The 22,954-nt window shown below is 61.6% G+C and carries 23 protein-coding genes and 1 tRNA gene; 12 read left to right on the top strand and 12 right to left on the bottom strand.

What is annotated here, in order from left to right; genetic code table 11:
* The first annotated feature begins 2 nt into the window (after positions 1–2).
* The gene (locus GHK62_RS01115) at positions 3–389 is read left to right on the top strand and encodes a hypothetical protein (protein WP_153436527.1); all 387 of its coding nucleotides are present in this window, start codon (positions 3–5) and stop codon (positions 387–389) included.
* A gap of 10 nt (positions 390–399) precedes the next feature.
* Positions 400–1,230 carry a TrmH family RNA methyltransferase gene (locus GHK62_RS01110; RefSeq protein ID WP_153436526.1) on the top strand — a complete coding sequence of 277 codons (831 nt, stop codon included), beginning with the start codon at positions 400–402 and terminating at the stop codon, positions 1,228–1,230.
* 36 nt (positions 1,231–1,266) lie between these two features.
* Here GHK62_RS01110 and GHK62_RS01105 read toward each other — a convergent pair whose 3' ends face one another.
* Both GHK62_RS01105 and GHK62_RS01100 read right to left on the bottom strand, forming a co-directional pair.
* Positions 1,267–2,421 (bottom strand): coiled-coil domain-containing protein, encoded by a 1,155-nt coding sequence (locus GHK62_RS01105; protein WP_184108573.1) that lies wholly within the window; start codon positions 2,419–2,421, stop codon positions 1,267–1,269.
* A 226-nt stretch (positions 2,422–2,647) separates the two neighbouring features.
* Complete coding sequence (locus GHK62_RS01100) at positions 2,648–3,235, bottom strand: DUF1134 domain-containing protein (protein WP_153436525.1); 588 nt, start codon at positions 3,233–3,235, stop codon at positions 2,648–2,650.
* Positions 3,236–3,585: 350 nt separating this feature from the next.
* Here GHK62_RS01100 and chpT point away from each other — a divergent pair, with 350 nt between their 5' ends.
* Both chpT and GHK62_RS01090 read left to right on the top strand, forming a co-directional pair.
* On the top strand, positions 3,586–4,239 hold the full coding sequence (gene chpT, locus GHK62_RS01095) for a histidine phosphotransferase ChpT (RefSeq protein ID WP_167528120.1): 654 nt from the start codon (positions 3,586–3,588) through the stop codon (positions 4,237–4,239).
* 358 nt (positions 4,240–4,597) lie between these two features.
* The gene (locus GHK62_RS01090) at positions 4,598–4,960 is read left to right on the top strand and encodes a response regulator (RefSeq protein WP_153436523.1); all 363 of its coding nucleotides are present in this window, start codon (positions 4,598–4,600) and stop codon (positions 4,958–4,960) included.
* A gap of 289 nt (positions 4,961–5,249) precedes the next feature.
* On the opposite strand, the gene ctrA is transcribed toward GHK62_RS01090, so the two are convergent.
* Entirely contained in the window at positions 5,250–5,951 is a 702-nt protein-coding gene (gene ctrA / locus GHK62_RS01085; protein ID WP_136508054.1) for a response regulator transcription factor CtrA, read from the bottom strand.
* 443 nt (positions 5,952–6,394) lie between these two features.
* On the opposite strand from ctrA, the gene GHK62_RS01080 reads away from it, so the two are divergent.
* Positions 6,395–6,745, top strand: a complete 351-nt coding sequence (locus GHK62_RS01080) for a flagellar export protein FliJ (protein WP_136508053.1) — start codon at positions 6,395–6,397, stop codon at positions 6,743–6,745.
* 318 nt (positions 6,746–7,063) lie between these two features.
* Here GHK62_RS01080 and GHK62_RS01075 read toward each other — a convergent pair whose 3' ends face one another.
* Positions 7,064–7,345 (bottom strand): GNAT family N-acetyltransferase, encoded by a 282-nt coding sequence (locus GHK62_RS01075; RefSeq protein WP_153436522.1) that lies wholly within the window; start codon positions 7,343–7,345, stop codon positions 7,064–7,066.
* Between the two features lie 228 nt (positions 7,346–7,573).
* Entirely contained in the window at positions 7,574–7,849 is a 276-nt protein-coding gene (gene sciP, locus GHK62_RS01070) for a CtrA inhibitor SciP (protein WP_003527546.1), read from the bottom strand.
* 482 nt (positions 7,850–8,331) lie between these two features.
* Between sciP and GHK62_RS01065 the strand changes: the two genes are divergently transcribed.
* The 3 genes from GHK62_RS01065 (at position 8,332) to GHK62_RS01055 (ending at position 10,661) form a co-directional block, all read left to right on the top strand.
* Entirely contained in the window at positions 8,332–9,075 is a 744-nt protein-coding gene (locus GHK62_RS01065) for a helix-turn-helix transcriptional regulator (protein WP_153436521.1), read from the top strand.
* A 178-nt stretch (positions 9,076–9,253) separates the two neighbouring features.
* Positions 9,254–10,450, top strand: a complete 1,197-nt coding sequence (mnmA, locus tag GHK62_RS01060) for a tRNA 2-thiouridine(34) synthase MnmA (RefSeq protein WP_184108572.1) — start codon at positions 9,254–9,256, stop codon at positions 10,448–10,450.
* 134 nt (positions 10,451–10,584) lie between these two features.
* A tRNA-Met gene (locus GHK62_RS01055) sits at positions 10,585–10,661 on the top strand.
* Positions 10,662–10,854: 193 nt separating this feature from the next.
* On the opposite strand, the gene GHK62_RS01050 is transcribed toward GHK62_RS01055, so the two are convergent.
* The 3 genes from GHK62_RS01050 to GHK62_RS01040 form a co-directional block, all read right to left on the bottom strand.
* Positions 10,855–11,886, bottom strand: a complete 1,032-nt coding sequence (locus GHK62_RS01050; RefSeq protein ID WP_202982032.1) for a hypothetical protein — start codon at positions 11,884–11,886, stop codon at positions 10,855–10,857.
* A 162-nt stretch (positions 11,887–12,048) separates the two neighbouring features.
* Complete coding sequence (locus tag GHK62_RS01045) at positions 12,049–12,771, bottom strand: hypothetical protein (RefSeq protein WP_153436519.1); 723 nt, start codon at positions 12,769–12,771, stop codon at positions 12,049–12,051.
* 19 nt (positions 12,772–12,790) lie between these two features.
* A complete protein-coding gene (locus GHK62_RS01040; protein ID WP_153436518.1) occupies positions 12,791–13,279 on the bottom strand; it encodes a Panacea domain-containing protein in 489 nt (162 codons plus the stop codon).
* Between the two features lie 494 nt (positions 13,280–13,773).
* On the opposite strand from GHK62_RS01040, the gene GHK62_RS33435 reads away from it, so the two are divergent.
* Positions 13,774–13,941: a hypothetical protein gene (locus GHK62_RS33435; protein WP_167528119.1), complete on the top strand. Its 168-nt coding sequence runs from the start codon at positions 13,774–13,776 to the stop codon at positions 13,939–13,941.
* Here the strand turns inward: GHK62_RS33435 and GHK62_RS01035 are convergent.
* The 3 genes from GHK62_RS01035 to hutF form a co-directional block, all read right to left on the bottom strand.
* The gene (locus tag GHK62_RS01035) at positions 13,931–14,236 is read right to left on the bottom strand and encodes a hypothetical protein (protein WP_234886732.1); all 306 of its coding nucleotides are present in this window, start codon (positions 14,234–14,236) and stop codon (positions 13,931–13,933) included. The two genes, GHK62_RS33435 and GHK62_RS01035, sit on opposite strands and share 11 nt — an antisense overlap.
* A gap of 333 nt (positions 14,237–14,569) precedes the next feature.
* A complete protein-coding gene (locus GHK62_RS01030; protein ID WP_153436517.1) occupies positions 14,570–15,154 on the bottom strand; it encodes a HutD/Ves family protein in 585 nt (194 codons plus the stop codon).
* Positions 15,155–15,358: 204 nt separating this feature from the next.
* Positions 15,359–16,735: a formimidoylglutamate deiminase gene (gene hutF, locus GHK62_RS01025; RefSeq protein WP_153436516.1), complete on the bottom strand. Its 1,377-nt coding sequence runs from the start codon at positions 16,733–16,735 to the stop codon at positions 15,359–15,361.
* Positions 16,736–16,867: 132 nt separating this feature from the next.
* Here hutF and hutC point away from each other — a divergent pair, with 132 nt between their 5' ends.
* Positions 16,868–17,611 (top strand): histidine utilization repressor, encoded by a 744-nt coding sequence (hutC, locus tag GHK62_RS01020; protein ID WP_153436515.1) that lies wholly within the window; start codon positions 16,868–16,870, stop codon positions 17,609–17,611.
* Between the two features lie 31 nt (positions 17,612–17,642).
* The gene (locus GHK62_RS01015; RefSeq protein WP_153436514.1) at positions 17,643–20,561 is read left to right on the top strand and encodes an aminotransferase; all 2,919 of its coding nucleotides are present in this window, start codon (positions 17,643–17,645) and stop codon (positions 20,559–20,561) included.
* Positions 20,562–20,612: 51 nt separating this feature from the next.
* Here GHK62_RS01015 and GHK62_RS01010 read toward each other — a convergent pair whose 3' ends face one another.
* Entirely contained in the window at positions 20,613–21,554 is a 942-nt protein-coding gene (locus GHK62_RS01010) for an AraC family transcriptional regulator (protein ID WP_153436513.1), read from the bottom strand.
* 221 nt (positions 21,555–21,775) lie between these two features.
* Between GHK62_RS01010 and GHK62_RS01005 the strand changes: the two genes are divergently transcribed.
* Positions 21,776–22,822 carry an NAD(P)-dependent alcohol dehydrogenase gene (locus GHK62_RS01005; protein ID WP_153436512.1) on the top strand — a complete coding sequence of 349 codons (1,047 nt, stop codon included), beginning with the start codon at positions 21,776–21,778 and terminating at the stop codon, positions 22,820–22,822.
* The last annotated feature ends 132 nt before the right edge of the window (positions 22,823–22,954 follow it).

Genomic DNA, 22,954 nt, shown 5'->3' with positions numbered 1-22,954 from the left:
CCATGACTGCATTCGAGCCCGATGAACAGGAAGAAAAGCCGCTGGATCCCGCGATGGAAAACGTCCGTCGCAAGATGGTGCGCCTGCAGCTCGTCTCGGCCGGCGTGATGCTTGTCATGCTTATGGCTGTCCTTGGGACGATTGTCTACAAGCTGACCCGCACGGATGACGGTGCGGCGGCAGCGCCGATGGCAGCCGTGAGCGTGCCGGGCGACGCGCCCGTAAGCGCGATCGCTGCGCTGCCGGCCGGGTTTTCAGTGAGCAATGTCGCGCTCTCGGGGTCGCAGGTGCTTTTCTACGGCAGCCTGCCCGGCGCCGAGCCGCGCGCGATCGTGTTCGACATTCCCGCCGGACGCATCGTCGCCGACATCACCGTCAGGACCAATTGACGGCATCGCCATGACGCTGCCCGCCCCCGTCCGCATCGATGATCCTTCCGATGCCCGCATCGCCGGCTTCGTCGCGATCAAGGAGCGGGATCTCACAGGGCGGCAGGGTCGTTTCATTGCCGAGGGCACGGTCGTGCTCCGCATGCTGGCTGCCGCTCATCGCGCCCGGCGTGGCATCGTCGCCGAGGCGATCCTGCTGCTCGAGAGCCGTGTTGCCGGCCTGACCGAACTGCTTGCCGACTTTCCGGCCGATGTCCCCGTCTACGTGGCGGATGGGCGGGTTTTCGATGCGATCGCCGGCTTCAACATGCATCGCGGCGTGCTGGCGCTCGGGCGACGCGATGCGGTGCCTGATCGGGATTCGCTCATCGCCAGCCTTCCGGCAGAAAGCCTCGTCCTCGCCGCCTGCGGGATTTCGAACCACGACAACATGGGCTCGCTGTTTCGCAACGCCGCCGCCTTCGGCGTCGATGCCGTCCTGATGGATGCAGCGAGCTGCGATCCGATGTACCGCAAGGCGATCCGGGTGTCGGTCGGATCGGTGCTGACGATGCCGTTCGCGCGGGAAGGGACGGGGGCTGCGCTGATCGAACGACTTCAGACCGCGGGCTTTGCGATCTGGGGACTGTCGCCGCGCGGCACGGTCGACATCAGCGACATTCCGCCAGCGCCACGAACGGCGCTTCTCGTCGGCACCGAAGGCGAAGGGCTGCCGGAGGCTATCCTGTCCGGGATCCAGACCGCGCGCATCCGCCAGCGGCCGGGTCTCGATAGCCTGAACGTCGCCATGGCTGCCGGCATAGCGCTGCATCAGGTCGCGCTGATCAACGGGCGAATCTGAAGCTGGTCCGTTCGGGAGCAGGTCCGTTCGGGGCGCTCACTCCGGGGGCAAGATTTCCTTGGCGCGGCTTGCCAGGCTCTTGCGGTTCGGCGTGGCGTCCGTCTCCTCCCCGGCGAGCAGGCTGCGGATCGGTGAGGCCTTGCCTTCGCTTGCCGCCGTCAGCGCAATCATGCCCGCGGCGATGTCGGCGACCTCCTGCCGCAGCGCCTCGTCATGGGCGGCGGACTTGGCGTTTATCAGGCGCTCCGAAAGCGCTGTGGCGCGATTGCGCAGGTCTTCAGACATGGTCTTGTCAGGGGCTTGCTTCGCCATTGCGTGTGGCTCGGCGCTCGCACCATCCACGGCGTCCGCAGCAACCGCTTTCTTAGGAATTGCGAGGCCGGCCGCACGAAGGACTTTCGCCGCTTCGCGCATCTCCTGATTCAACTCTTTCAGGCGCGCCTTCAATTTTTCGATCTCGTCCGCCCGCCGCGCGAGCGCATTCTCGCGCTGCGCATTGGCGGCGGCTTCGCGTGCGACCGCGGCATCGAGCTGGCGTATCCGGGCCTCGTCCTTACCGAGCCGCAACTCCATTTCCCGTGCGCGGGCATTCTCGGCCTTGAGATCGCCGCGCAGCGCCTGGCGCTCGTCATGCAGCCCGGCGAGCCGGCTCTTCAGGTGCTCGATCTCGGTTTCGCGTGCGGCGAGGTCTATCCGGAGATTGTCTATATCGGCCGTATGTTTGTCCATTTTGCCGTTGAGCGTACGGATCGTATCGCTCTTGGTGCCGTTGTCCTTTTCCGAAGTCTCGAAGGTTGCCTTCATCTGCTCGAGACGTTGTTCGAGTTGGCGGACCGTGGAGCGCATGTCCGCCGCTTCCACGTTCATATCGGCAAGTTGAGCCTGCAGATCGGCATTTTCCCCGGCGAGCCTGCGCGCCTCGCGAAGGGTATTTTCGTTTTGCAGCATCAGCGTGACGCTCTTGTCGCGTTCGCGCCGGAGCGCCTGCTGGGCCTTGGCGTTTTCGGCAGCATAGGTGGCGCGGGCGGCATCCCTCTGCGCACGCACCTCCTGGGGGCTGAGGGGCATGGTTGCCTTCAGGCGATCTTCTGCAAAGCGAACGATCCGCCTTTGAATGGCGGGGGCGATCATCAGGCCAATAACAACCGCCGTCAGAAAGCCCAGGGCAAAGAGGAGCGCATATTCAATCACGAGCTGGCCGTTTCAATCTGGACCGGATGCACCGCCCGCGGCGGAGCGCGGGCGCCATCCAGTGCTTTTCCTGCAGTAAACATGATGGCTGGAATGCTGCAAGTGCTGCAACAGGAAAGCGCGCCTTTTCAGACGCGCCAAGATCGGGTGAGACGGAGAGGTGAGGTTTACTTCGCGAGTGCCCGGTCAGCGGTGCGCCGGAACAGGCCCCTCGCTTCGAAGCGCCTCAGAAGGGATTCCACGTCGGCTGTTGCGTCAGCTTGAGGTAGCCGACGTTGAGGCCGAGCCTTGCGCCGATGCCGGTGCGGATCGGCACGACGACGACCTGGTCGTCCGTCAATACGGTCATCCCGACGCCGGCGACGACATAGGCCGAGCCGGAAACGCCGCCGAAGCGCTTGTAGAGCGCCGGAACGCTGGGGAGGTTGTAGACGAGCATCATGGCGCGGCTGCCCTGGCCGCCCCAATCGAGCCCGAGCGAGGGACCTTGCCAGAAGACCGAGTGTCGTCCTACGTTTTTGGTATAGAGCTCGCCCTCGCCATAGGTCAGGCCGGCGATAAAGGCGCCGGAGCCTTCCTGTCCGAGAATATAGCCATTCGGCAGGCCGTAGCGCTCGAAGGCGCGCTCGACGACCTTGGCAAGTCCGCCCGACGTTTCGCCGAAGAAGCTGTGGCCGGCATCGACGATTTCCTGCATCGTGTACTGGCTGTTGTTCGGGGACTGGGCGTGGGCGACAGACATGGCGCCGGCTATTAGCATCATCGTCAGGATAGCGCGGACAACCATTGTGGTTGCCTTCATGAACGGCTGCATCGTTTCCTCCGTCAGGCACGAAAGTGACCTGCGCCGGCTGTCATGGCCGGTATTTGCATCGGTTGCGCGTCCGGCGCGGGTCTTGTCCATTTCCAGGGGCGGGCGCGGAAAAGTGTGGAAACCGGTTCCGGCCGCGCATCCTCCAGCGATTCGCGCTGAATTCGGGATGCACCAGCAATTTGAACCGATCATCTTAACAATCGGTTTACCAAATGTGATGTCATTATGACCTATTGATTACCGGCCGCGCCCGCGCGATTCATGGCCCGTGCCATGGTCGTGCGGCAGCTGTGTTGTGGGGCAAGAAGGCGCGCCGGCGCCGGTAGACGGATAGCGAACAAGGAAGAATGATGGCAAAGAATCCGAACCTGACACTGACGGGACCCGATCTGGCCGCACTGCTCTGCAGCCGGGTTTGCCACGACATCATCTCGCCGGTCGGCGCCATCAACAACGGCCTCGAACTCCTGGACGAGGGCGGAGCCGATGCCGACGCGATGGACCTGATCCGTACCAGTGCGCTCAATGCCTCCGTCCGCCTGAAGTTCGCCCGTCTTGCATTCGGTGCGTCCGGGTCGGTCGGCGCCTCGATCGATACGGGCGAAGCCGAAAAGGCTGCGAAGGACTTCGCCGCAGCGGAAAGGAAGACCGAGATCAGTTGGAACGGCCCACGCGCGATCATCGCCAAGAACCGCGTCAAGCTTCTCCTCAATCTCTTCCTGATCGCCTACGGCTCGATCCCGCGCGGCGGTTCGATCGATGTGACGCTCGAAAACCCTGAGTTCGACGCGACCTTCAGGCTTGTCGCCAAGGGGCGAATGATGCGGGTCAACCCGAAGCTGGTGGAATTGCTCTCCGGCAGCCCGGAAGAAGCTGTCGACGCACATTCGATCCAGCCCTACTACACCGTCCTGTTGGGCGAGGAAGCTGGCATGACGATCGATGTCGTTTCGACCGGTGAGGAGATCGTATTCACGGCGAAGTCCGAGGCCGCTACTGCATGATTCCTTAAATCGCAATCGATTTAAGGACAAAATCACGCGGCAGATCAAAGTGCTACAGCGACCGTAGCGCGTCCGATTGGACGCGCGGCGCTGCGGGGGACAGGCTCGTCGTCCCATTCGCCGGACGATGAATATCGACACGTTACCGACCCTTCGGCATCAGTCTGCCGGAGGGTCTTTCGTATGTGGCCCCCTGGGTTGGGTTCGTCTCACGTGCGACCGGGACGTGTTGACCTTCGATGTCCGTGCCGAAACGAAGTATTAAGTAACCCTCGTAACAGTTTCTTTGCCAAATCTGTATAAGATTTGTTGCATGATTGCCGGTGCGCGTGCAGGTAGAGTGTGAAGGAGTTTGGACATGCGGCGCTTGATGATTGCTGATGGCTCGGAAGCTGTCAGGAAAGTTGGAAAGCGCATCCTTTCGGGCATGGGATTCCTGGTGCTCGAGGCGCCGAGTAGCCTTGATGCGTTGGTGCGCTGCGAAGCCGAGTTGCCGAACATTCTGATCGTCGATGCGGCCCTGGACGGTGCGCTCGATCTGATCGCCAATATCCGGCATCTGCCGAACGGAACGTCGGTGCGCATCTACTATTGCGTTGTCGAGGCGGACCTGAAGAAGATGATGGCTGGCAAGCGCGCCGGCGCCGACGACTTCCTGCTGAAACCCTTCGACCGCAAGATTCTGACGAGCGTTTTCGCCAGCCAGTCGATGGCCGCCTGACGGACCTTTGCAGCGCCGCGCGTTTTTGAGACGCGCAAAGGTCGCCGTAGCACTTGAATTGCTGGATGATCGACACGGCCGTGGCATTCCGCGGCCGTTTTTCTTACACCCTGCCCATGCCCAATGTCGATCCGACGCGGCGGCGCCGCCATTCCCTCGTTCGGTTGGCGAGCGCAATGAAGGTTGGCCTAAAAGAAAAACCCGCCCGGGAGGGGCGGATTCTTCGATCCGATGATAGCTGCTAGAGCGGCCGAGGAAATGCGGGGTCCCGACCGCGTTGCTATCGAAATCAAGCCGTTTCCAGGTAGTCGTTGCCGTCCGGCTCGCGCAGGACGTAGCCGCGCCCCCATACGGTCTCGATATAGTTGGCGCCGCCGGCGGCGTTTGCGAGCTTCTTGCGCAGCTTGCAGATGAAGACGTCGATGATCTTCAGTTCCGGCTCGTCCATGCCGCCGTAGAGATGGTTGAGGAACATTTCCTTGGTGAGCGTCGTGCCCTTGCGCAGCGAGAGGAGCTCCAGCATCTGATATTCCTTGCCGGTCAGATGCACGCGCTGGCCGCCGACTTCCACGGTCTTGGCGTCGAGATTGACGATCAGCTCGCCGGTCGAGATCACCGACTGGGCGTGGCCCTTGGAGCGACGGACGATCGCATGGATGCGTGCGACCAGTTCGTCCTTGTGGAAAGGCTTGGTCATGTAGTCATCGGCGCCGAAGCCCAGGCCGCGCACCTTGTCTTCGATGCCCGCCATGCCCGACAGGATGAGGATCGGGGTCTTCACCTTCGACAGGCGCAGCGTCCTCAGGACCTCGTAGCCGGACATGTCCGGAAGGTTCAGGTCGAGAAGGATGATATCGTAATCATAAAGCTTGCCGAGATCGACGCCTTCTTCACCGAGATCGGTCGTGTAAACGTTGAAACTCTCGGACTTAAGCATGAGCTCAATGCTTTGAGCTGTCGCGCTATCGTCTTCGATCAGTAGAACCCGCATTTTTTTCCCCTTTTCCGCCGCCCAAGGTCGTCCGTGGCCCCCTTACGCGATACGGATCCAGTCGTTGCCTGATTTGGAGGCTGCCACCAAATGGTTAACAAATTCTGATTCACTCTGGCAAGGTGTATCGAGATTGTTAAATATTTTTAGCAGTCTCCTGATTCCAAAGGTGAATCTCAAATGGCACTTCTCACGTAGTTCATGAGGAAACGCCGTTAACTGACTCTTGCGACTCGGTAATGGCGAAGTGCCACATTTCGTGCTTCAGCATTTACGGAGCCTTAAATCATCACACCTATGATTAACGATGCCCGTAAACGAAAGGTTACCAGCGGTAGGCCTTTGTTAATGCCGCTTCGATTTTTTGTTTCCGGCCGCCACAGGGCCGGCACGACGGGTCAGGATCAGTAACCGGGGTCTCGGTATCCACGGGAGTATTGCGTATGAAAGCACGTGAGAGCCTTGTCCGCCTGAAAGAGTTTCAGGTCCGGGAGAAGCAGCGTCAGTTGAACCAGCTTCAGATGATGATGGCCGAGTTCGAGCGAATGACCAAGGATCTGGAAAGCCAGATTGTATTCGAAGAGAAGAAATCGGGAATTTCCGATCCCGCGCATTTTGCCTATCCCACCTTCGCCAAGGCTGCCCGCCAGAGAGCCGACAATCTCCAGGTATCGATTCGCGAGCTGAAGGCGCAGCAGGATGCCGCCGAACTTGCCCTCGAGGAGGTCCAGGCCGAATACGCGAAAGCGGCGGCGCTCGAAGAACGGGACACGGGCGCACGGATGCGCGCCTGATAAGATGGAAGCGCTTTGCAGCGCCGCGCGTCCTATCCGACGCGCAAAGGACGCTGCAGCACTTTCAGTCGTCTCCGGCTTGACCGGAAGACAGCCTGGCCTGAAGCGAACCCGCCTCGCATGTCTGGATGCAGGGCGGGTTAAGGCGTTTCCTGGACGCGCCGTTCGTCGAAATGGAAAGAGGGGCATGGCAGAAGCCGCCCGCGCCGGCGTGACTAAAGCGCGTCGCGTTCAATTGGACTCATGCGACGCGCTTTAGGTCGTTGCTTTTAAGCATGCCGCTGGCCCAAACCGCTGCACACTCTTGGGCGACATGCATCAGGCCTGGATCACGTCCTGCCACTCCTGATGGCGCATGGCCTGGGCGCGCATGAAGGGGCAGAGCGGGATGATCTTCCAGCCACCCTTTCGCGCTTCTTCGACCGCGTGCTTTGCGAGCGCTTGGCCGACACCCTTGCCGCGCAACTCATCCGGCACCAGTGTATGATCGATGATGATCAAGGTCGGCGAGGAGCGAGAATAGGTCATCTCGCCGGTATAGCCCTCCACGGTCGCCGAATAGCGGCCCTTCGAATTGATTTCCTCGTCGACGATTTCCATCGATCTTCCGTGCTCCGCATCTGTTGCTGACGGCTGGGATGCTACAGCATAACTTCCGAGATCGAAATCGACTGCGATCTCGTGCCGCAATTCAAAGTGCTACAGCGTCCTTTGCGCGTCCGATGAGACGCGCGGCGCTGTAGGAGCACCCTGCCATCAAAAACAACACCGGCGGCTGCGGGCAGATCCCGAGCCGCCGGTGTCGAATTATGGCCCTGTCGGGTGAACTCAGTGGCGATACTGTTGGATGCGCGTGGTCCGCAGGCCGGCGAGACCGTGGTCGTTAATGGAGGACTGCCAGGAAAGGAACTCCTCGACGGTCAGCGTGTACCGTTCGCACGCCTCTTCAAGGCTCAAAAGGCCACCGCGCACGGCGGCGACGACTTCAGCCTTCCGGCGGATGACCCAGCGCCGGGTGTTCGCCGGCGGGAGATCCGCAATCGTCAGAGGGCTGCCATCGGGGCCGATGACATACTTTACGCGTGGTCGCATCATTTCGGTCATGGGACTCTCTACACAAACTCAAGACCATATGAACGCGACCTTAGCCTGCCACATTTAACATTTGCCTAAGCGGCAGGTAACAATTTGCTCATAATTTGAGACACTTCGCGGCTGGGTGTAGCGATCCTGTCGCGTTCAAAAGATCAGGCCAGCATGCTTCATCCAATTTGCTCCGCTATTGCTGTGCCTTGCGTGGAAAACCCTGGATTCGCGCGGTTTTCACATGGGAGCCATGCAATTACCACATTTCACTTCAACTAAAATTTTTGATAGCGAGGCGTCCATCAAAGAATGAGCGTTCGCGTGTACGCTCCCGGAATTGTCTCCTGGATACAACTTATTTCGTGATCGGCCGCGTTGCTTGCGCGACCGGCGGAGTGGGGCCGGTTGTATTTCAGCTGCACTCGAAGACGATGCCCGGTTGTAGGAAAGCATTCCATTCTCGACCGGTCGAACGAGCGCCGGCAACGTGGTGACAAGGTATGAAGGAATCGAGTGAACCGGCCTTGCGGCGCGAGGCTGAGGCGGACATGTATTTCGAATTTGATCCGGCATCGGTGCGCACCGAATACGAGCTGCTGCACCTGATGCGCAGACTGATTGCGCGCTACCGGTTTCAACGCTTCCTGATCGCGCGGCTGCCGCTCGCCGAACAGCAGCGGTTTTCCGAAAGCCTGGTGCTCAGCAACTGGCCGCCCGAGCTGGTTCGCCAATACGATGCTTCCGGCGCCTTTCATGCGAGCGTCCTTGTCCAGCGCCTGCGCCAGACGAAGCTGCCGCTCGCGGGCGGCGCGGAGCTTCTGGACGCGGCAAGCACGGAGGGAGGAGATATCTCCGTCCGTCACCTCGCCGATCCCGACATGGCGCGTCATTTTGCCTTGCTTTTGCATACGACCTACGGAGAACCATACGTGGTCCTGCTTTCGGGCGCGCGGGAAGAGCCGGTCGGCGCGGAATGCGCGATGCTCTATCTGACGCTCGTGCAGCTCTTCGAGTGCCTCGAGCGCACCTTCGATACGGGCAGCACCGTGCGCGAAAAGTTGTCCGGCCGCGAGATCGAGTGCCTGCGCTGGGCGGCGGCGGGCAAGAGCAGCGACGAGATCGCCATCATCCTCGGCATTTCCGCCTATACAGTCAGCAGCTATTTCAAGAGCGCGACCCGCAAGCTCGACGCGGTCAACCGCATGCAGGCGATCGCCCGGGCGATGCGGATGAAGCTGATCTGACCACGTCTATCGGCCACCAAACCTCCGCTCTTGCCGCAAGGCGGACAAGTTTCTATATGTCGCGGCACAGAAAGCCTTGAAAATGCCGGCCGGCGCCGCCTTTGCGGGAGGCCCACGGCAAGAGCGTGAAACAGGGCGGCGCAAGCGATCGGCGCGCCGCAATGCCGGATTGGATCCCGTGAACAGTCTCGATTTTGACCGCAAGCCCGAAGATACGCGCGTCGTCGTCGCCATGTCCGGCGGCGTCGATTCCTCTGTCGTGGCGGGGCTGCTCAAACGCGAGGGCTACGACGTACTCGGCATCACGCTGCAGCTCTATGATCATGGGGCGGCGGTGCACCGCGCCGGCTCCTGCTGTGCCGGCCAGGACATCGACGATGCGCGGCGCGTCTGCGAGACGCTCGGCATTCCGCACTATGTGCTGGACTATGAGGCACGCTTCCGCGAGACGGTGATCAACCCCTTTGCGGAAAGCTATATTGCCGGCGAGACGCCGATCCCCTGCGTTGCCTGCAACCAGACGGTCAAGTTCGCCGATTTGCTTGCGACCGCCAAGGAGCTCGGTGCCGACGCGCTCGCCACCGGCCACTACATCCGTTCCCGGCGGAGCCCGAACCCGCGTTACGCGGGGCAGCGCGCGCTCTACCGGCCGACGGATGCCGAGCGGGACCAGAGCTATTTCCTGTTCGCGACCACGCAGGAACAGATCGATTATCTGCGCTTTCCCTTGGGCGGCCTTTCCAAGGCCGAGACGCGGGCGCTTGCCGAAGACATGGGCCTGATCGTCGCCAAGAAGGCCGACAGCCAGGACATCTGCTTCGTGCCGCAGGGCAAATACAGCGACATCGTCTCGAAGCTGAAGCCGAATGCGGCGCTTGCCGGCGAGATCGTCCATCTCGACGGTAGGGTGCTCGGCAGCCATGACGGCATCCTGCACTATACGATCGGTCAGCGGCGCGGCATCGGGGTCGCCACCGGCGGGCCGCTCTACGTCGTCTATCTCGACGCCCGCTCGCGCCGCGTCATCGTCGGCCCGAAGGAAGCGCTGGAGACGCGCCGCGTCTATCTGCGCGACATCAACTGGCTGGGTGACGAGGAGCTTGAGCAGGCGGCCGCCCGCGGCTTCGACTGCTTCGCCAAGGTACGCTCCACCCGCCAGCCGATGCCGGCGGTCCTGAAAAGCGACGCCGAGGGCCTTTATGTCGAGCTTGCCGAAGGGGAGGCGGGCGTCGCGCCCGGCCAGGCCTGCGCGCTCTATTCCGGCACCGGCGAAGACGCACGCGTCTATGGCGGCGGCTTCATTCGCAAATCCGAGCGCGAGCCCGGCGCGGAAGCGGCGCTCAAGGCGCTTTTGCAGGCGCCGGCGGCGGCTTGAGAAGGCGTGATCAGCAACGTCAGGAAAAGTTCACATTTTCCCGCAGACTTTGCTTGACACTAGCCGGAACAGCACCTTATAAGCCGCCCGTCCAGCCGAGACGGGCTTCTTCACGAAGCCTCCACGGCACCGGCGGCGGAGTAGCTCAGTAGGTTAGAGCAGAGGAATCATAATCCTTGTGTCGGGGGTTCGAATCCCTCCTCCGCTACCAACGATTTAGCCGACAGTGTGGAATCGATTAGGCTCGATGTAGCTCGCCGCGCTTTTCCGGATGTAGCTCGCCGCGATTTTCCGGAATTTTGACACCGAAAATCGGAATATTGGATTTTCCGGCCCTTCTGTCAAAATCCGCCCGAAAGTGCCTTTTGAGCCCGTAGGAATCCGCAGGGCGTAACGACGATATCTCAGGCGGGAGCATCTGCCATCTTTGCGGGCTGCTTCTTTTGAACGCCGGGTCCGTGTTCTTTCCAGACCTTATCCATGTCGATGCCCTCTTCGAGCGCCGCCTTCATCTTGTTCCGGGCATTGTCAGAGAAACGGTCGTGCTTAGAGCTCCCGAACTCGAACCTGTGGTGACACGAAGGGTCGTCATCGATCTTGAGGTAGCGCCGGAGGGCCAACGCTCGCGGGAGGCTCAGCTTGAGCACCTTCGCTAGCTCCGTAGCGCCCATATGGAATTTCTTCTGCAAGTCCACCTGTCGCACGGCCGCAGCTGCTTGCGGGTCGTCCCCAGCCACGAACTTGACGGGAGGGCCTTCCTTCTTCGAGAAGTGCACCGTGATCGCCGGCCCGTCGCCCTCAATCGTGCTGGCGATAGTGTTAAGCCTCGGGAAGACCTCTCCCATTTCGCTCCCCGCCTTTATCGCTTTCTCGATCCTGTTGATGTCCTTCTCAGAAATCTGGACCTCCTCGGCGGCGAGGCCCTCCATCGCGAGTAGTGCGCGTATGCGGGCGCGGGCCTCGTCGCGTTTCCGTTTGCCGGGTTTAAGTAGCTCGCCGATTAGCCGGTACTCTCGGTCTACGAGAAAGTCGAAGTCGCCCGGCGGCTTGGTCGACACGGGCAACACACGGGCGGGGATGCGGGACGAAAGGTCGAGGTCGAGTGCCCGCTTCAGGTACATGTCGAATACGGTGACCAGCGCCCGCGTCTGGAGGTACAGAACGTCTTCCTCGACGACCGTGAACCAGTGCTGCTCGGCGTCGCGGAGCGCGTCGATCATGCGCATCGTTCCAGCCTCGGCTTCCGTGAGACCGTGATCCTGTCGGCACAGGTGTAGCGCCCGATCGAAGCTGATGCTCTTTCCGTTCTCCTCGTCGAAGACCTTCACTCTGTTCTGCACCAGGACAGCCTTGAGGAGCATTTCGCAGGCGTGCTGCAAGTGCAGGAGAACCGAGCAGACCCGGCCCTCGTCGTCGTAGCTGTTGAACGTGCTCATGGCCATTCGCATCGAGCAAATGGCCTTGTTGGATAACGTCTTGGCGTCTCGGATTAGCGGCATGCATGAATCTCCTGAAAGGCGCCACCAAGACCACCTGCTTTTTAACAGGGGCTTGGCGCGCTCTCTCAGCAGGAAAGCTGATTCGTGGATCGAACCCAACTACGACGGATCCGGTTCGTCTCCGAGTTCAAGAAGGAGATCGTGAACGCTTTGGACCTCTGGGGCTAGGTCATCCAACGAGATAAGGTCGTCTCTCGATAGCCGCACGATGCGAGGCGAGCGGACCTTGGGTAAACGGTCGCGGCGGGACTCGACGGTCTCAAAATCACAGCTCAAGTCGGCTAGCTCCACAACTGCCGCTTCACGGTCACCAACTGCATATGCGTGGTGGATGATGGAGAGCAGAACCTTGATTGTGTGATCGTCAAGACGCTCTCGCCGAGGATAGGCAAACTGAAAAATCAGCTCGTCGTCTTTGACCAGCTCGTGTTGAAGCCCAATCGCCGCTGTTCTGTTAAGGCCGAGCGCCAGATTGCGTGCTGGATGGTCATACGCGGCATAGCCTCTCGGCCTGACTACATCAAAAAGAGTCAAAGCGGCGTCGACATTGATGCCCTCGTCTATACCCTTGCACGCCGCCTTAACATATCGCTCCAGCTCGCCTCGTCCGACAGGTGGAGACGGATCCAGGCCCCGGGCAACACCATAGATGGTGGGAATGGCGGCGCGAAAATATCGGTAGCTCGGAAATTTTCCGCCGTTCAACGCACGATGAAGGTATCTTCTGAGCCAGCCCTTTCGCGCGGCCGAGGAAACGGTGACGGCTTGCGCAAGGTCAATAAATTGTATGCGATTTAGAAGGCCGATGGCCTTGCGTTTCATCTTTCCCAATTAAGCGCCCCTAAGCGGTCTGTAGCCCCTCGAAGTACGACAAGATCAGATCATCCTTGATTCGCATACCAACGTTAACACGGGACTTTGCTGCCTCGATCGTTCGAGACCAAGGGGTGCCGGGACGGTGAGTGATGTCCACCAAGGTGAAGCTCGGAATCTCAAGATACTTGTAGAGATGCTGCTCGATCGTGGAGATCGCAGCATTATCAGTTAGCTTGGGAAGGGGCGCGGTGGTCCGCTTCACCGGGTCGAATTTCTGGGCAAGCTCGGTAATAGGTTCGTCGCCATATTTCTTGAACTCGTCGTAGACGGATCTTTGGACAGGTCCAAACTCCCAAGCCTCAAACTCAGACTTTACGAGAGCTTGCCCATACTCGGTTAGATGATGCCCATGCAGGAAGTAGAGGATTTTCTGCACATCGATCTGCGTGAGTTCGAGGCCTTCGTCCCACGCCCTAGTGAGCATTTCGTTAGCGATGATCCGGGCATCAAACATATTCTCTGTCCACTCGCTGCTTGCGATGCTGGGTCATGGCGCATCTCCTTGCGCAAATCAGTTGCATCCTATCTTCAACTCACATCGTCTCCAAAGGCTTAAAATCGCTTCAAAGGGCCTTTAAATGTGCGTTGTGGTTTATGTGGGCAGCCTGAGAGTTCGCCACGCACGCGCCGCCGCTCGGCTGATGGGGATATCCTCAATCGTCGGACTAAAGCGGCGTGCGTGACGCTGCCTTGTTTCACACCCCCCAAAAGAAAAAGCCCCGCGCAAGGGCGGGGCAAGTTTCGCATCCCGTTGCCTTCAAGGGATACGGGGGAAAGATGTAGTTCCAGCGGAAACTACGGTGCGACGCTATCCATGGAGTGAGTGGAGAGGAAGGTCGGATTCTTCGATTCCGGTACGCTTCTGCAAATAAAGCCAGTATGGCGATCTGCTGCATTTGCGCGATAGAATTTAGAATTTGCTAAATCATTTATCGCTAAGATTCAGGAATGCGCGGCTTGCTACTCGTCATTGTTGGACTGTGTGGCCTCCTGGCGATCGATCAGATCGCAACCGAGGGCCGGTATCGCCGCGCGGTCTGGAGCGAAGCAAAAGCGCAAGGAAACACGATCCAGGATCGGGTGGAATATTGGGTGAACGGTATCATCAGGTTTTGACGCGGGCCCGCCGTGCGGCCCTCCGTTCCGCTATTTTTGCCTGGAGTTTTTCGCTGAACCGCGGCGCCCTCGGCAGGGCCATGTTCATGGCCTTGTCCAGATCTTCCCGGTACCAGAACTTGCGCCTGGGGCCTTCGACGAGGCGCGGCTGCGGGTAAATTGTTCCGATCCGCTCGAGGAAGTCTTCGACGTGCTTTTCACCAACGTAACCGGCCGCCATCTCCGCCATCATGCGTGGCGGCCAACTGCCGGTGGGAATCTGGGCGGCACGGCGTTTCCTGTCTTTTTCGGGCATCGCGGCACCGTTTCCTCGACTGCAACCGAGACGTCCTGCAGCGCCGCGCGTCTTTTGAGGCGCGCAAGGGATCACTATAGGACGTTGAACCGCTGGCATGATCGCTCAAATCGATTCCGATTTGAGCGATCATGCAGTAGGCTCTCACAGTGCCGGTTGCTGTCAAGAATTAGCGGCGCCCCCCAAAGGGAGTAGGGCGATCAACATGCCGGTCGCGGCCACGTGACCATACCTGTCGCCGATCGGATCGCCGCCGAAATTATCGCCCACGCACTCGATCTGCTTCACGAGGTAGGCCGCAACGCCCACGCGGAGGTCGTCGACCGCTCGATGTCAGGCCGCGCCGCCGGGCACGATCTCGACAAGGAAAAGCCCGGACGCGATCTCCGCCGTCAGCGTGAGGGGGAGTGGCTGGATGAGGATCGCGGCGTCCAGCGCATGAAGCGTTGCGGTCACGCCCTCCGTCGCCAGCGTGACGCTTCCGCGGTGGCAGAAGACGATGAGTTCCCGGGCATGGGATTCGAGCGATTGCGAACCCTCGACGTGAAGCCGCCGCACGCGGTGCTTCAGCACGCCGCGCCGCGTCATGACGTTAAGGTCAATCACCGGGCCGTCGCGAAGCGTCGCCGATGTCGGCGCCTCGGCGGGGAAGGAGAGGGGAGGATCGGCGACCGTCAGCAGCTTCGGCTGCCGGCCTTCGATTGCAAGCGTCATGCCGGCACCTTCGAGGATCGAGAGCGTGCGGTCGATGCCGGGGAAGCTGGAGAAGGAGCCGTCGCTCGCGACCGTCGCCATGCTGATGCGCCAATCGAAATCGGAAAGCGACGCGCGCTCCGGGGAGACGGCAATTTCCACGGTTTCGCCGCCACCGTTTTTCCACGGCATGCGCCGGTATTCGTTCGAGCGCAGGATCTTCATGGCGTGGCTCCTTGCATCAGGTTGCGCATCCGGTCGATGTCATTCGCAGGCTTGTCGCCGGTCTGGGTCTTGCATCGCGAAACATGGCCGGCGCCGCACAAGGCGCGACATACGGTTAGCCAGATTGCACAGAATATCACCCGACGTTCTATTGTGCACGGCCTGCAATCGTCGGTCGTCTGATCTTGATCGTTGCTTCGGTGACTATTTCAGTTTCGTCAGAACCCGTGCGAAGGCGCGGTCGATCTCTTCCTCCCGATCATGGCGTCCATTGCGGATCTTCCATTGGCCGGCGACCATCACGTCGCGCACCGCCTCACCACCGAGCGCGAAGAGCCAGCGGTCGAGAATCTGGTTGTCGGTGGCGGCGGCGATATACGGGTTGGCGCCGTCGAGGACGACGAGATCCGCGCGTGCGCCCGCCTTGATGCCCGGCGCGTCGAGGCCGGCGGCTTGCAACCCGCCGGCAAGGGCCGCCTCGAAGACCGATCGCCCGACGGACGCGCCTGGACCGGCGGCAAGCCGGTTGCGCCGGCGATCGCGCAGCCGCTGGCCGTATTCGAGAAGCCGCAGTTCTTCCGCGACGCTGGTTGCGACATGGCTGTCGGTGCCGATGCCGATGCGGCCGCCGTCGGCGATGAACTCGACGGCGGGAAAGATGCCGTCACCGAGATTGGCCTCGGTCGCGGGGCAAAGGCCGGCAACCGCCCCGGAAGCGGCGAGCCGCTTCGTTTCCTCGGCCGTCATGTGCGTCGCGTGGATGGCGCACCAGCGTGCGTCGACAGGCATTTCATCAAGCAGCCATTCGACCGGCCGCCGGCCGCTCCAGGCGAGGCAGTCGTCGACCTCGCGCGTTTGCTCGGCCACATGAATATGAATGGGGCCGGAGACCGGAGCCGCAGCGAGAATTGTCCGCATCTCGTCCGGCGTCGCGGCGCGCAAGGAATGAATCGCATAGCCGAGCTTGGCGCCACCGCTCGCGCAGGCGGGACCAAGGCGATCGAGAAGGGCGAGAAAGCGATCCGGATCATGCAGGAACGGGCGTTGGCCGGGATTGGGCGCCACACCGCCGAAATTGGCATGGGCATAGAAGACGGGAAGATGGGTCAGGCCGATGCCCGTCGCCTCGGCCGCGCGCAAGATCCGAAGCGACATTTCGGCAGGATCGGCATAAGGGGTGCCGTCTGCCTGGTGATGGAGATAATGGAACTCGACCACACGGCCGAAGCCGCCCTTCAGCATCTCCATGTAAAGCTTGGCGGCGATGGCCTCGGCGTCGTCCGGGTCGACGAGGCCGACGGTGCGATACATTTCCTCGCGCCAGGTCCAGAAACTGTCATCTCCCGTGCCTGCTACTTCCGCGAGGCCGGCCATGGCGCGCTGAAACGCATGGGAGTGAAGGTTGGCAATCGCCGGAATCACCGGTCCCGAAAGTCGCTCGTCGCCTTCCGCAATGGATTGGCCGGGCGTGACCGATGCGATGCCGCCCCCGTCGTCAAGGGTGATGGCCACGTTTTCGGCCCAGCCGCCTGGAAGAAGAGCACGCTCCGCAAAGAGCCGTTGGACGGGAAACGTGGCCATGCTGCGATTTTCCTGTACGTGGTTGTATATGGAACTATAGGTATTTTGTGGTGGCGCGCAAGGCTAAAATCGACGAAAAGAGTGATTGCCGAGATGGTCGTTGCCTTCATAGGCGTTAATTGGGAGCAGGTGATGACGGCACCGGGGTGGACGAACGACATGGCAGCCTTCGCGCCAGGGTCAGTTCCGCGCTACGAGGCGGTGAAGCAGTTCATTCGCAGCCGGATTGAGAGCGGCGAGTGGCCGGCCAATCACCGGATACCGTCGGAAAACGATATCGTCGCGGATCTCGGCGTCAGCCGGATGACGGCGAACAGGGCTTTGCGCGAGCTTGCGAGCGAGGGCGCGATCACACGGGTGCAGGGGGTCGGATCCTTTGTCGCGGCCCACAAGGGCAGCACGGCGCTCCTCGAGGTCCGCAACATCGCGGACGAGATCCGCGAGCGTGGTCATCGGCACACTTCGCGGCTGACCCTTTTAGAGGAGGAGCCGGCGAGCCCCGAGATCGGCGATGCGCTGGGCGTCCCGACGGGGGCAAGGGTGTTCCATTCGATCATGGTCCATTGCGAGGATGAGGTGCCGATCCAGATCGAGGATCGGTTCGTCAACCCGACGGTCTGCCCGAGCTACATGGCGCAGGATTTCAGCGCCATCACCCCAAACGCCTATCTGACCCTGGTGGCGCCGATCACCCGCACCGAGCAGATTGTCGAGGCCGTATCGCCCAAGCCTTGGGAATGCAAGCTTCTCGCGATCGGCCGCAACGAACCGTGCCTGATGATCCGCCGTCGGACCTGGTCGGAGACGGCGAGTGTTACGACCGCGCGGCTGCTTTATCCGGGCACGCGCTATCGCCTTGAGGGCGTCTCGCAGTGAGGCGGTCCCGCGAACAAACGGGAATTGAAGGATGGACGGAGAAGCGCTCAAGCTCCGCACGCAACTTGCCAGGCCGGATGTTTCGGCCGAGGAGGCGAAACGCGTTCTGTCGGTTGAGTACGACCTTTCCGGCGCGCTGACAGAACTCGGCAGCCAGCAGGATCGAAACTACCGCGTGGATACCGAGGACGGCCGGTTCGTCCTGAAAATCTGCCGGATGGAATATGCGCGGGTCGAACTTGAGGCGCAGAATGCAGCGCTGCATCATCTCGGCGCCACCGCGGGCGCTCCGAAGGTGCCGGCCGTCATCCCGGCGCGGAATGGCGAGGACATCGTCGTCGCCATCGTCCGGGACGTGCCCTATCAGTTCCGGCTGCTCACCTATCTCGACGGTACGCCTTTGACCCGCCGCAAGCATCTTCCGGCGCAAACGGTGGCGGAACTGGGCGATCTCGCCGGAAGGTTGGCTTCGGCGCTCAAGGGGCTGGATCATCCCGGGCTCGAACGCGAACTGCAATGGGACCTGCAACGGGCTGGACCGGTCGCCCTGCAACTGCTGCAGACCATGACCGACGTCGATTTGCGCAAGCGTGTCGCAGAGGCGATGGTCGCCGCCATGCGGCGCGTGCAGCCGCTGATGCCGGAGTTACGGGTGCAGGCGATCCACCAGGACGTCACCGACGACAACGTCGTGAGCAGGGTGGAGGGCGGCAGGCTGGTGCCCGAGGGCGTGATCGACTTCGGTGATGTCCTCAAGGGGTGGCTCGTTGCGGAGCTGGCGGTCACCTGTGCGTCGCTGCTTCACCACGCCGACGGCGACCCGTTCTTCATCTTGCCGGCGGTCCAGGCGTTCCACGCGGCATTCCCGCTGACGGATGTCGAGCTGGAAGCGCTCTGGCCGCTCATCGTGGCACGGGCGGGCATTCTGGTCGCAAGCACGGAACAGCAGTTGGAGATCGATCCCGACAACGCCTATGTCCGTGGAAACGCTGCCCATGAACGCGAAATTCTCGATGTTGCGCTGTCCGTGCCTTTCGCTCTGATGGAGCAGGCAATCCGCCGGACGGTGGGGAAGGGGGCGGCACCGACCGTGCCCCTGACGGCCGGCCGGCTGCTGCCGGACATCGAGCCCTCCCGCGTCGGGATCGTCGATCTTTCGCTTCTTGGGCCTCATCTTCCGGCCGACCGCTGGCACTATGAGGACACCGAAGCGCTGCTCTTACAGTCGGCGGCGCGGGCGGCCGGCACCTCCGCCACGCGCTACGGCGAATTCCGCTTGACCGAGACGCGGCTTCTCCAGGCAAGGTCGCCTGCGACCTTCGCCCTGCACGTCGATCTCTGCCTGCACGGGCAAACGGCCGTCCATGCGCCCTTCGCGGGGCACCTCGGGCGGCGCGGCGATAAAATGGTTCTGTCGACCGATGGGCTGCATCTTCATCTGCATGGCATCGAACAGGCCGCCGAAGGTGCGATCGAAGCCGGAGCACCGATCGGCGTCGTGTCCGGCGATCCGCCGGCGCTCGGCTTCATCCGCGTCCAGCTCTCGACGGAAGCGGAGATCGACCCGCCGCCTTTCGCGACAGCAAGCCAGGCGGAAGCCTGGCGGGCGCTTTGCCCGTCGCCCGCCCAAATGCTCGGTTTCGACTGTGATGCGCCTTTGCCGGCGGCAGGCGAGCTGCTTCAGCGCCGGCAACGTCATTTCGCACGGCCGCAAAACAACTATTACCGGCAGCCGCCGCAGATCGAGCGGGGCTGGAAAGAACATCTCTTCGATGTCGAGGGCCGCGCCTATCTCGACATGGTCAACAATGTCACGATCGTCGGCCACGGCCATCCGCGCCTCTCGGCGGCGGTTGGCCGGCAATGGTCGCTGCTCAACACCAATTCGCGGTTCCATTATGCGTCCGTCGCGGAATTTTCGGAGAGGCTTGCAGAGTTAGCGCCCGATGGACTTGACACGGTCTTCCTCGTCAACAGCGGCTCGGAGGCGAACGACCTTGCGATCCGGCTCGCCTGGGCCCATTCCGGCGCGCGCCACATACTCTCTCTGCTCGAAGCCTATCATGGCTGGACGGTTGCGAGCGATGCGGTCTCGACCTCGATCGCCGACAACCCGCAGGCGCTGACGACGCGGCCCGATTGGGTGCACCCGGTCGTCTCCCCGAACACCTATCGCGGACCGTTTCGCGGGGAAGGTTCGACGGTCGATTATGTTCGTGCCGTGACCGAGAAACTGGAGGAACTCGACGAGAACCGGGTGGGCCTTGCGGGCTTCATCTGTGAAGCGGTCTATGGCAACGCTGGCGGCATCCCGCTGCCGCCCGGATATCTCCAAGCCGTTTATGCCATGGTCAGGAAGCGGGGCGGCGTCTGCATCGCCGACGAGGTGCAGGTGGGTTACGGCCGCCTTGGCCATTACTTCTGGGGGTTCGAAGAGCAGGGTGTCGTCCCGGACATCATCACGGTCGCCAAGGGCATGGGCAACGGCCATCCGCTCGGTGCCGTCATCACGCGGCGCGAGATCGCGGAGGCGCTGGAAAAGGAAGGCTACTTCTTCTCGTCGTCCGGCGGCAGTCCGGTAAGCTCGGTCGTTGGCCTCACGGTTCTCGACATTCTCCACGACGAGGCGCTGCAGGAAAATGCCCGCACGGTCGGCGACCACCTCAAGGCGCGACTGCAGGCGCTTGGCGAGCGCTTTCCGCTCGTCGGCGCGGTCCACGGCATGGGGCTTTATCTCGGCGTCGAGTTCGTCCGTGATCGCGAAACGCTGGAACCCGCGACGCAGGAGACGGCGGCGATCTGCAACCGGCTCCTTGAACTCGGCGTCATCATGCAGCCGACCGGCGATCACCTGAACGTATTGAAGATTAAACCGCCGCTCTGCCTCAGCCGCGAGAGCGCCGACTTCTTCGCCGAGATGCTGGGGCGGGTGCTGGAAGAGGGCTGGTGAACGAGACGCCCGCGCCGGGCGTCCAAAGATACGCGAAGAATCGTCTGGCTCCTAACCCTCGCTCAAAATCTCCGTCTCGCCACCTAAACGCTCGACGAGGCTGCGGCGAACGCGGCCGATATGGCGCGCCGGCGGTTCGCCGAACTGGCGGGAATATTCGCGGCTGAACTGCGACTGGCTCTCATAGCCGACCTGATGGCCAGCATCGCCTGCATCGAGACGCTCTTCCAGCATCAGGCGCCGCGCTTCCTGCAGCCGGAGCTGCTTCTGATACTGCAGCGGGCTCATCGCCGTGATTGCCTTGAAGTGATGATGAAGCGAGGAAACGCTCATGCTGACCCGGCTCGCGAGATCGTCGATGCGCAAGGGGTGCGTATAGTGCTCCTTCAGCCATGCGACGGCGCGGCCGATCTGGTGCGGCTGACTTTCCGCCGTCATCATCTGCCTGAGCCTTACGCCATGCGGCCCGACGAGCAGGCGGTAGAGGAGTTCCCGCTCGATCAACGGCAGAAGGGCGGCAATGTCGTCCGGGCGATCGAGCAGCCGCAGCAGGCGGAGTGCAGCGTCTTCGAGATCTGGTGTTATCTTGCTGACCGTCATTCCGCGCGCGGAGGCCGACGCCTTCGCGGGGCGGCTACCGATCAGATCGACCAGTGCCGGTATCTTTCCGGTATCGATCTGGAACGCGAGGCTCATGTACGGCTCTTCCGGCGACGCATGCGAGATTTGGGAAATGACCGGCAGGTCGATCGAGGTCAACAGGTAGTCCGAAGCGCCGTAGACGATGGTCTCGTCGCCAACTACCACGCGCTTGGCGCCTTGCACGATGATCGCCAGGCTCGGCCTGTAAGCTGCGCAATTCGGCTTCGCTGTGCTTGAATGCCGGTGGACGCTGAGACCCGGCACGATCGTGGCGTGGTCTCCATCCTTGTCGGCGATACGGGCAATGATATCGATCATCTCCTGGCGCGGCGTCTGTCTTGTCGTCGTCATATTCAGCGGCCTTTCCAATATCTTAGGTCTGTGCGGCGTGCCGTTCAGATAGGTTCCCGCCGCAGCCTCGCCACGGCGGCGCCTTCATTCATGCAGAATTGTGCAAAACTTTTGCAGGATCGCACTAACGCTTCGTCGCTCCGAGACAGCATAGTCCGCCCTGTCGCTCGAGGTCCACGCCTCACGAGCGCATCATTTCCCAAGACATCAAGGACAGACCCATGGCTATAGCTAGAGGATATGCGGCGACCGATGCATCGAAGCCGCTGGTACCCTTCACATTCGAGCGCCGCGAACCGCGTGACGACGATGTGGTCATCGACATCAAATATTGCGGCGTCTGCCATTCCGACATCCATCAGGCCCGCAACGAATGGGGCAACTCGACTTTTCCCATGGTGCCGGGCCACGAGATCGTCGGCATTGTGTCGGCGGTCGGATCGAAGGTCACCAAGTTCAAGGTCGGCGACCGTGCCGGCGTCGGCTGTTTCGTCGATTCCTGCACGACCTGCGCCACCCGCGACCTCGATCTGGAGCATTACCTACCCGGCCTGGTCGTCACCTATAACGGCGTCGAGGCCGACGGCAAGACCGCGACCCAGGGGGGTTACTCGGACCATATCGTCGTCAAGGAAGGCTATGTGCTTTCTATTCGCGAGAACCTGCCGCTCGACGCGGCCGCCCCGCTGCTTTGCGCAGGTATCACGCTTTACTCGCCGCTCCGCCACTGGAAGGCGGGGCCCGGCAAGAAGGTTGCAATCGTCGGCATGGGCGGCCTCGGCCACATGGGCGTGAAGCTTGCCCACGCGATGGGCGCCGAAGTTACCGTGCTGAGCCAGAGCCTCTCCAAAAAGGAGGATGGGCTGAAACTCGGCGCGGATCATTATTACGCGACCAACGATCCGGAGACGTTCCAGGCGCTTGCCGGAAGTTTCGACCTGATCATCTGCACCGTTGCCGCCGAGGTCGACTGGAACGCCTATCTCAATCTCCTGAAGGTCGACGGCGACCTGGTGCTTGTCGGCATTCCTGAGACCCCGGTGCCGGTCCACGCCTTTTCGCTGGTTCCGGCGCGGCGCAGCATTTCCGGTTCGATGATCGGCTCGATCAAGGAAACCCAGGAGATGCTGGATTTCTGCGGCGAGCACGGCATCGTTTCCGAAATCGAGACGATCGAGATGGAGCAGATCAACGAGGCCTACGAGCGGGTGATCAAGAGCGACGTTCGCTACCGCTTCGTGATCGACATGGCTTCGCTCAAGGCGTGAACCTTCTTACTGCACCGTATGCCTTGCCGGCCATACGGCGCTATAGAGGGCTGGAGGGGGAATCCGGTTGCGGAAAGCAGCTGTGATACCCCCCTCTGCCCTGCCGGGCATCTCCCCCACAAGGGGGGAGAT

The sequence above is a fragment of the Sinorhizobium terangae genome (genome assembly GCF_009601505.1).
GTDB lineage: Bacteria > Pseudomonadota > Alphaproteobacteria > Rhizobiales > Rhizobiaceae > Sinorhizobium > Sinorhizobium terangae.
This window is presented reverse-complemented; position numbering and strand designations above follow the sequence as displayed.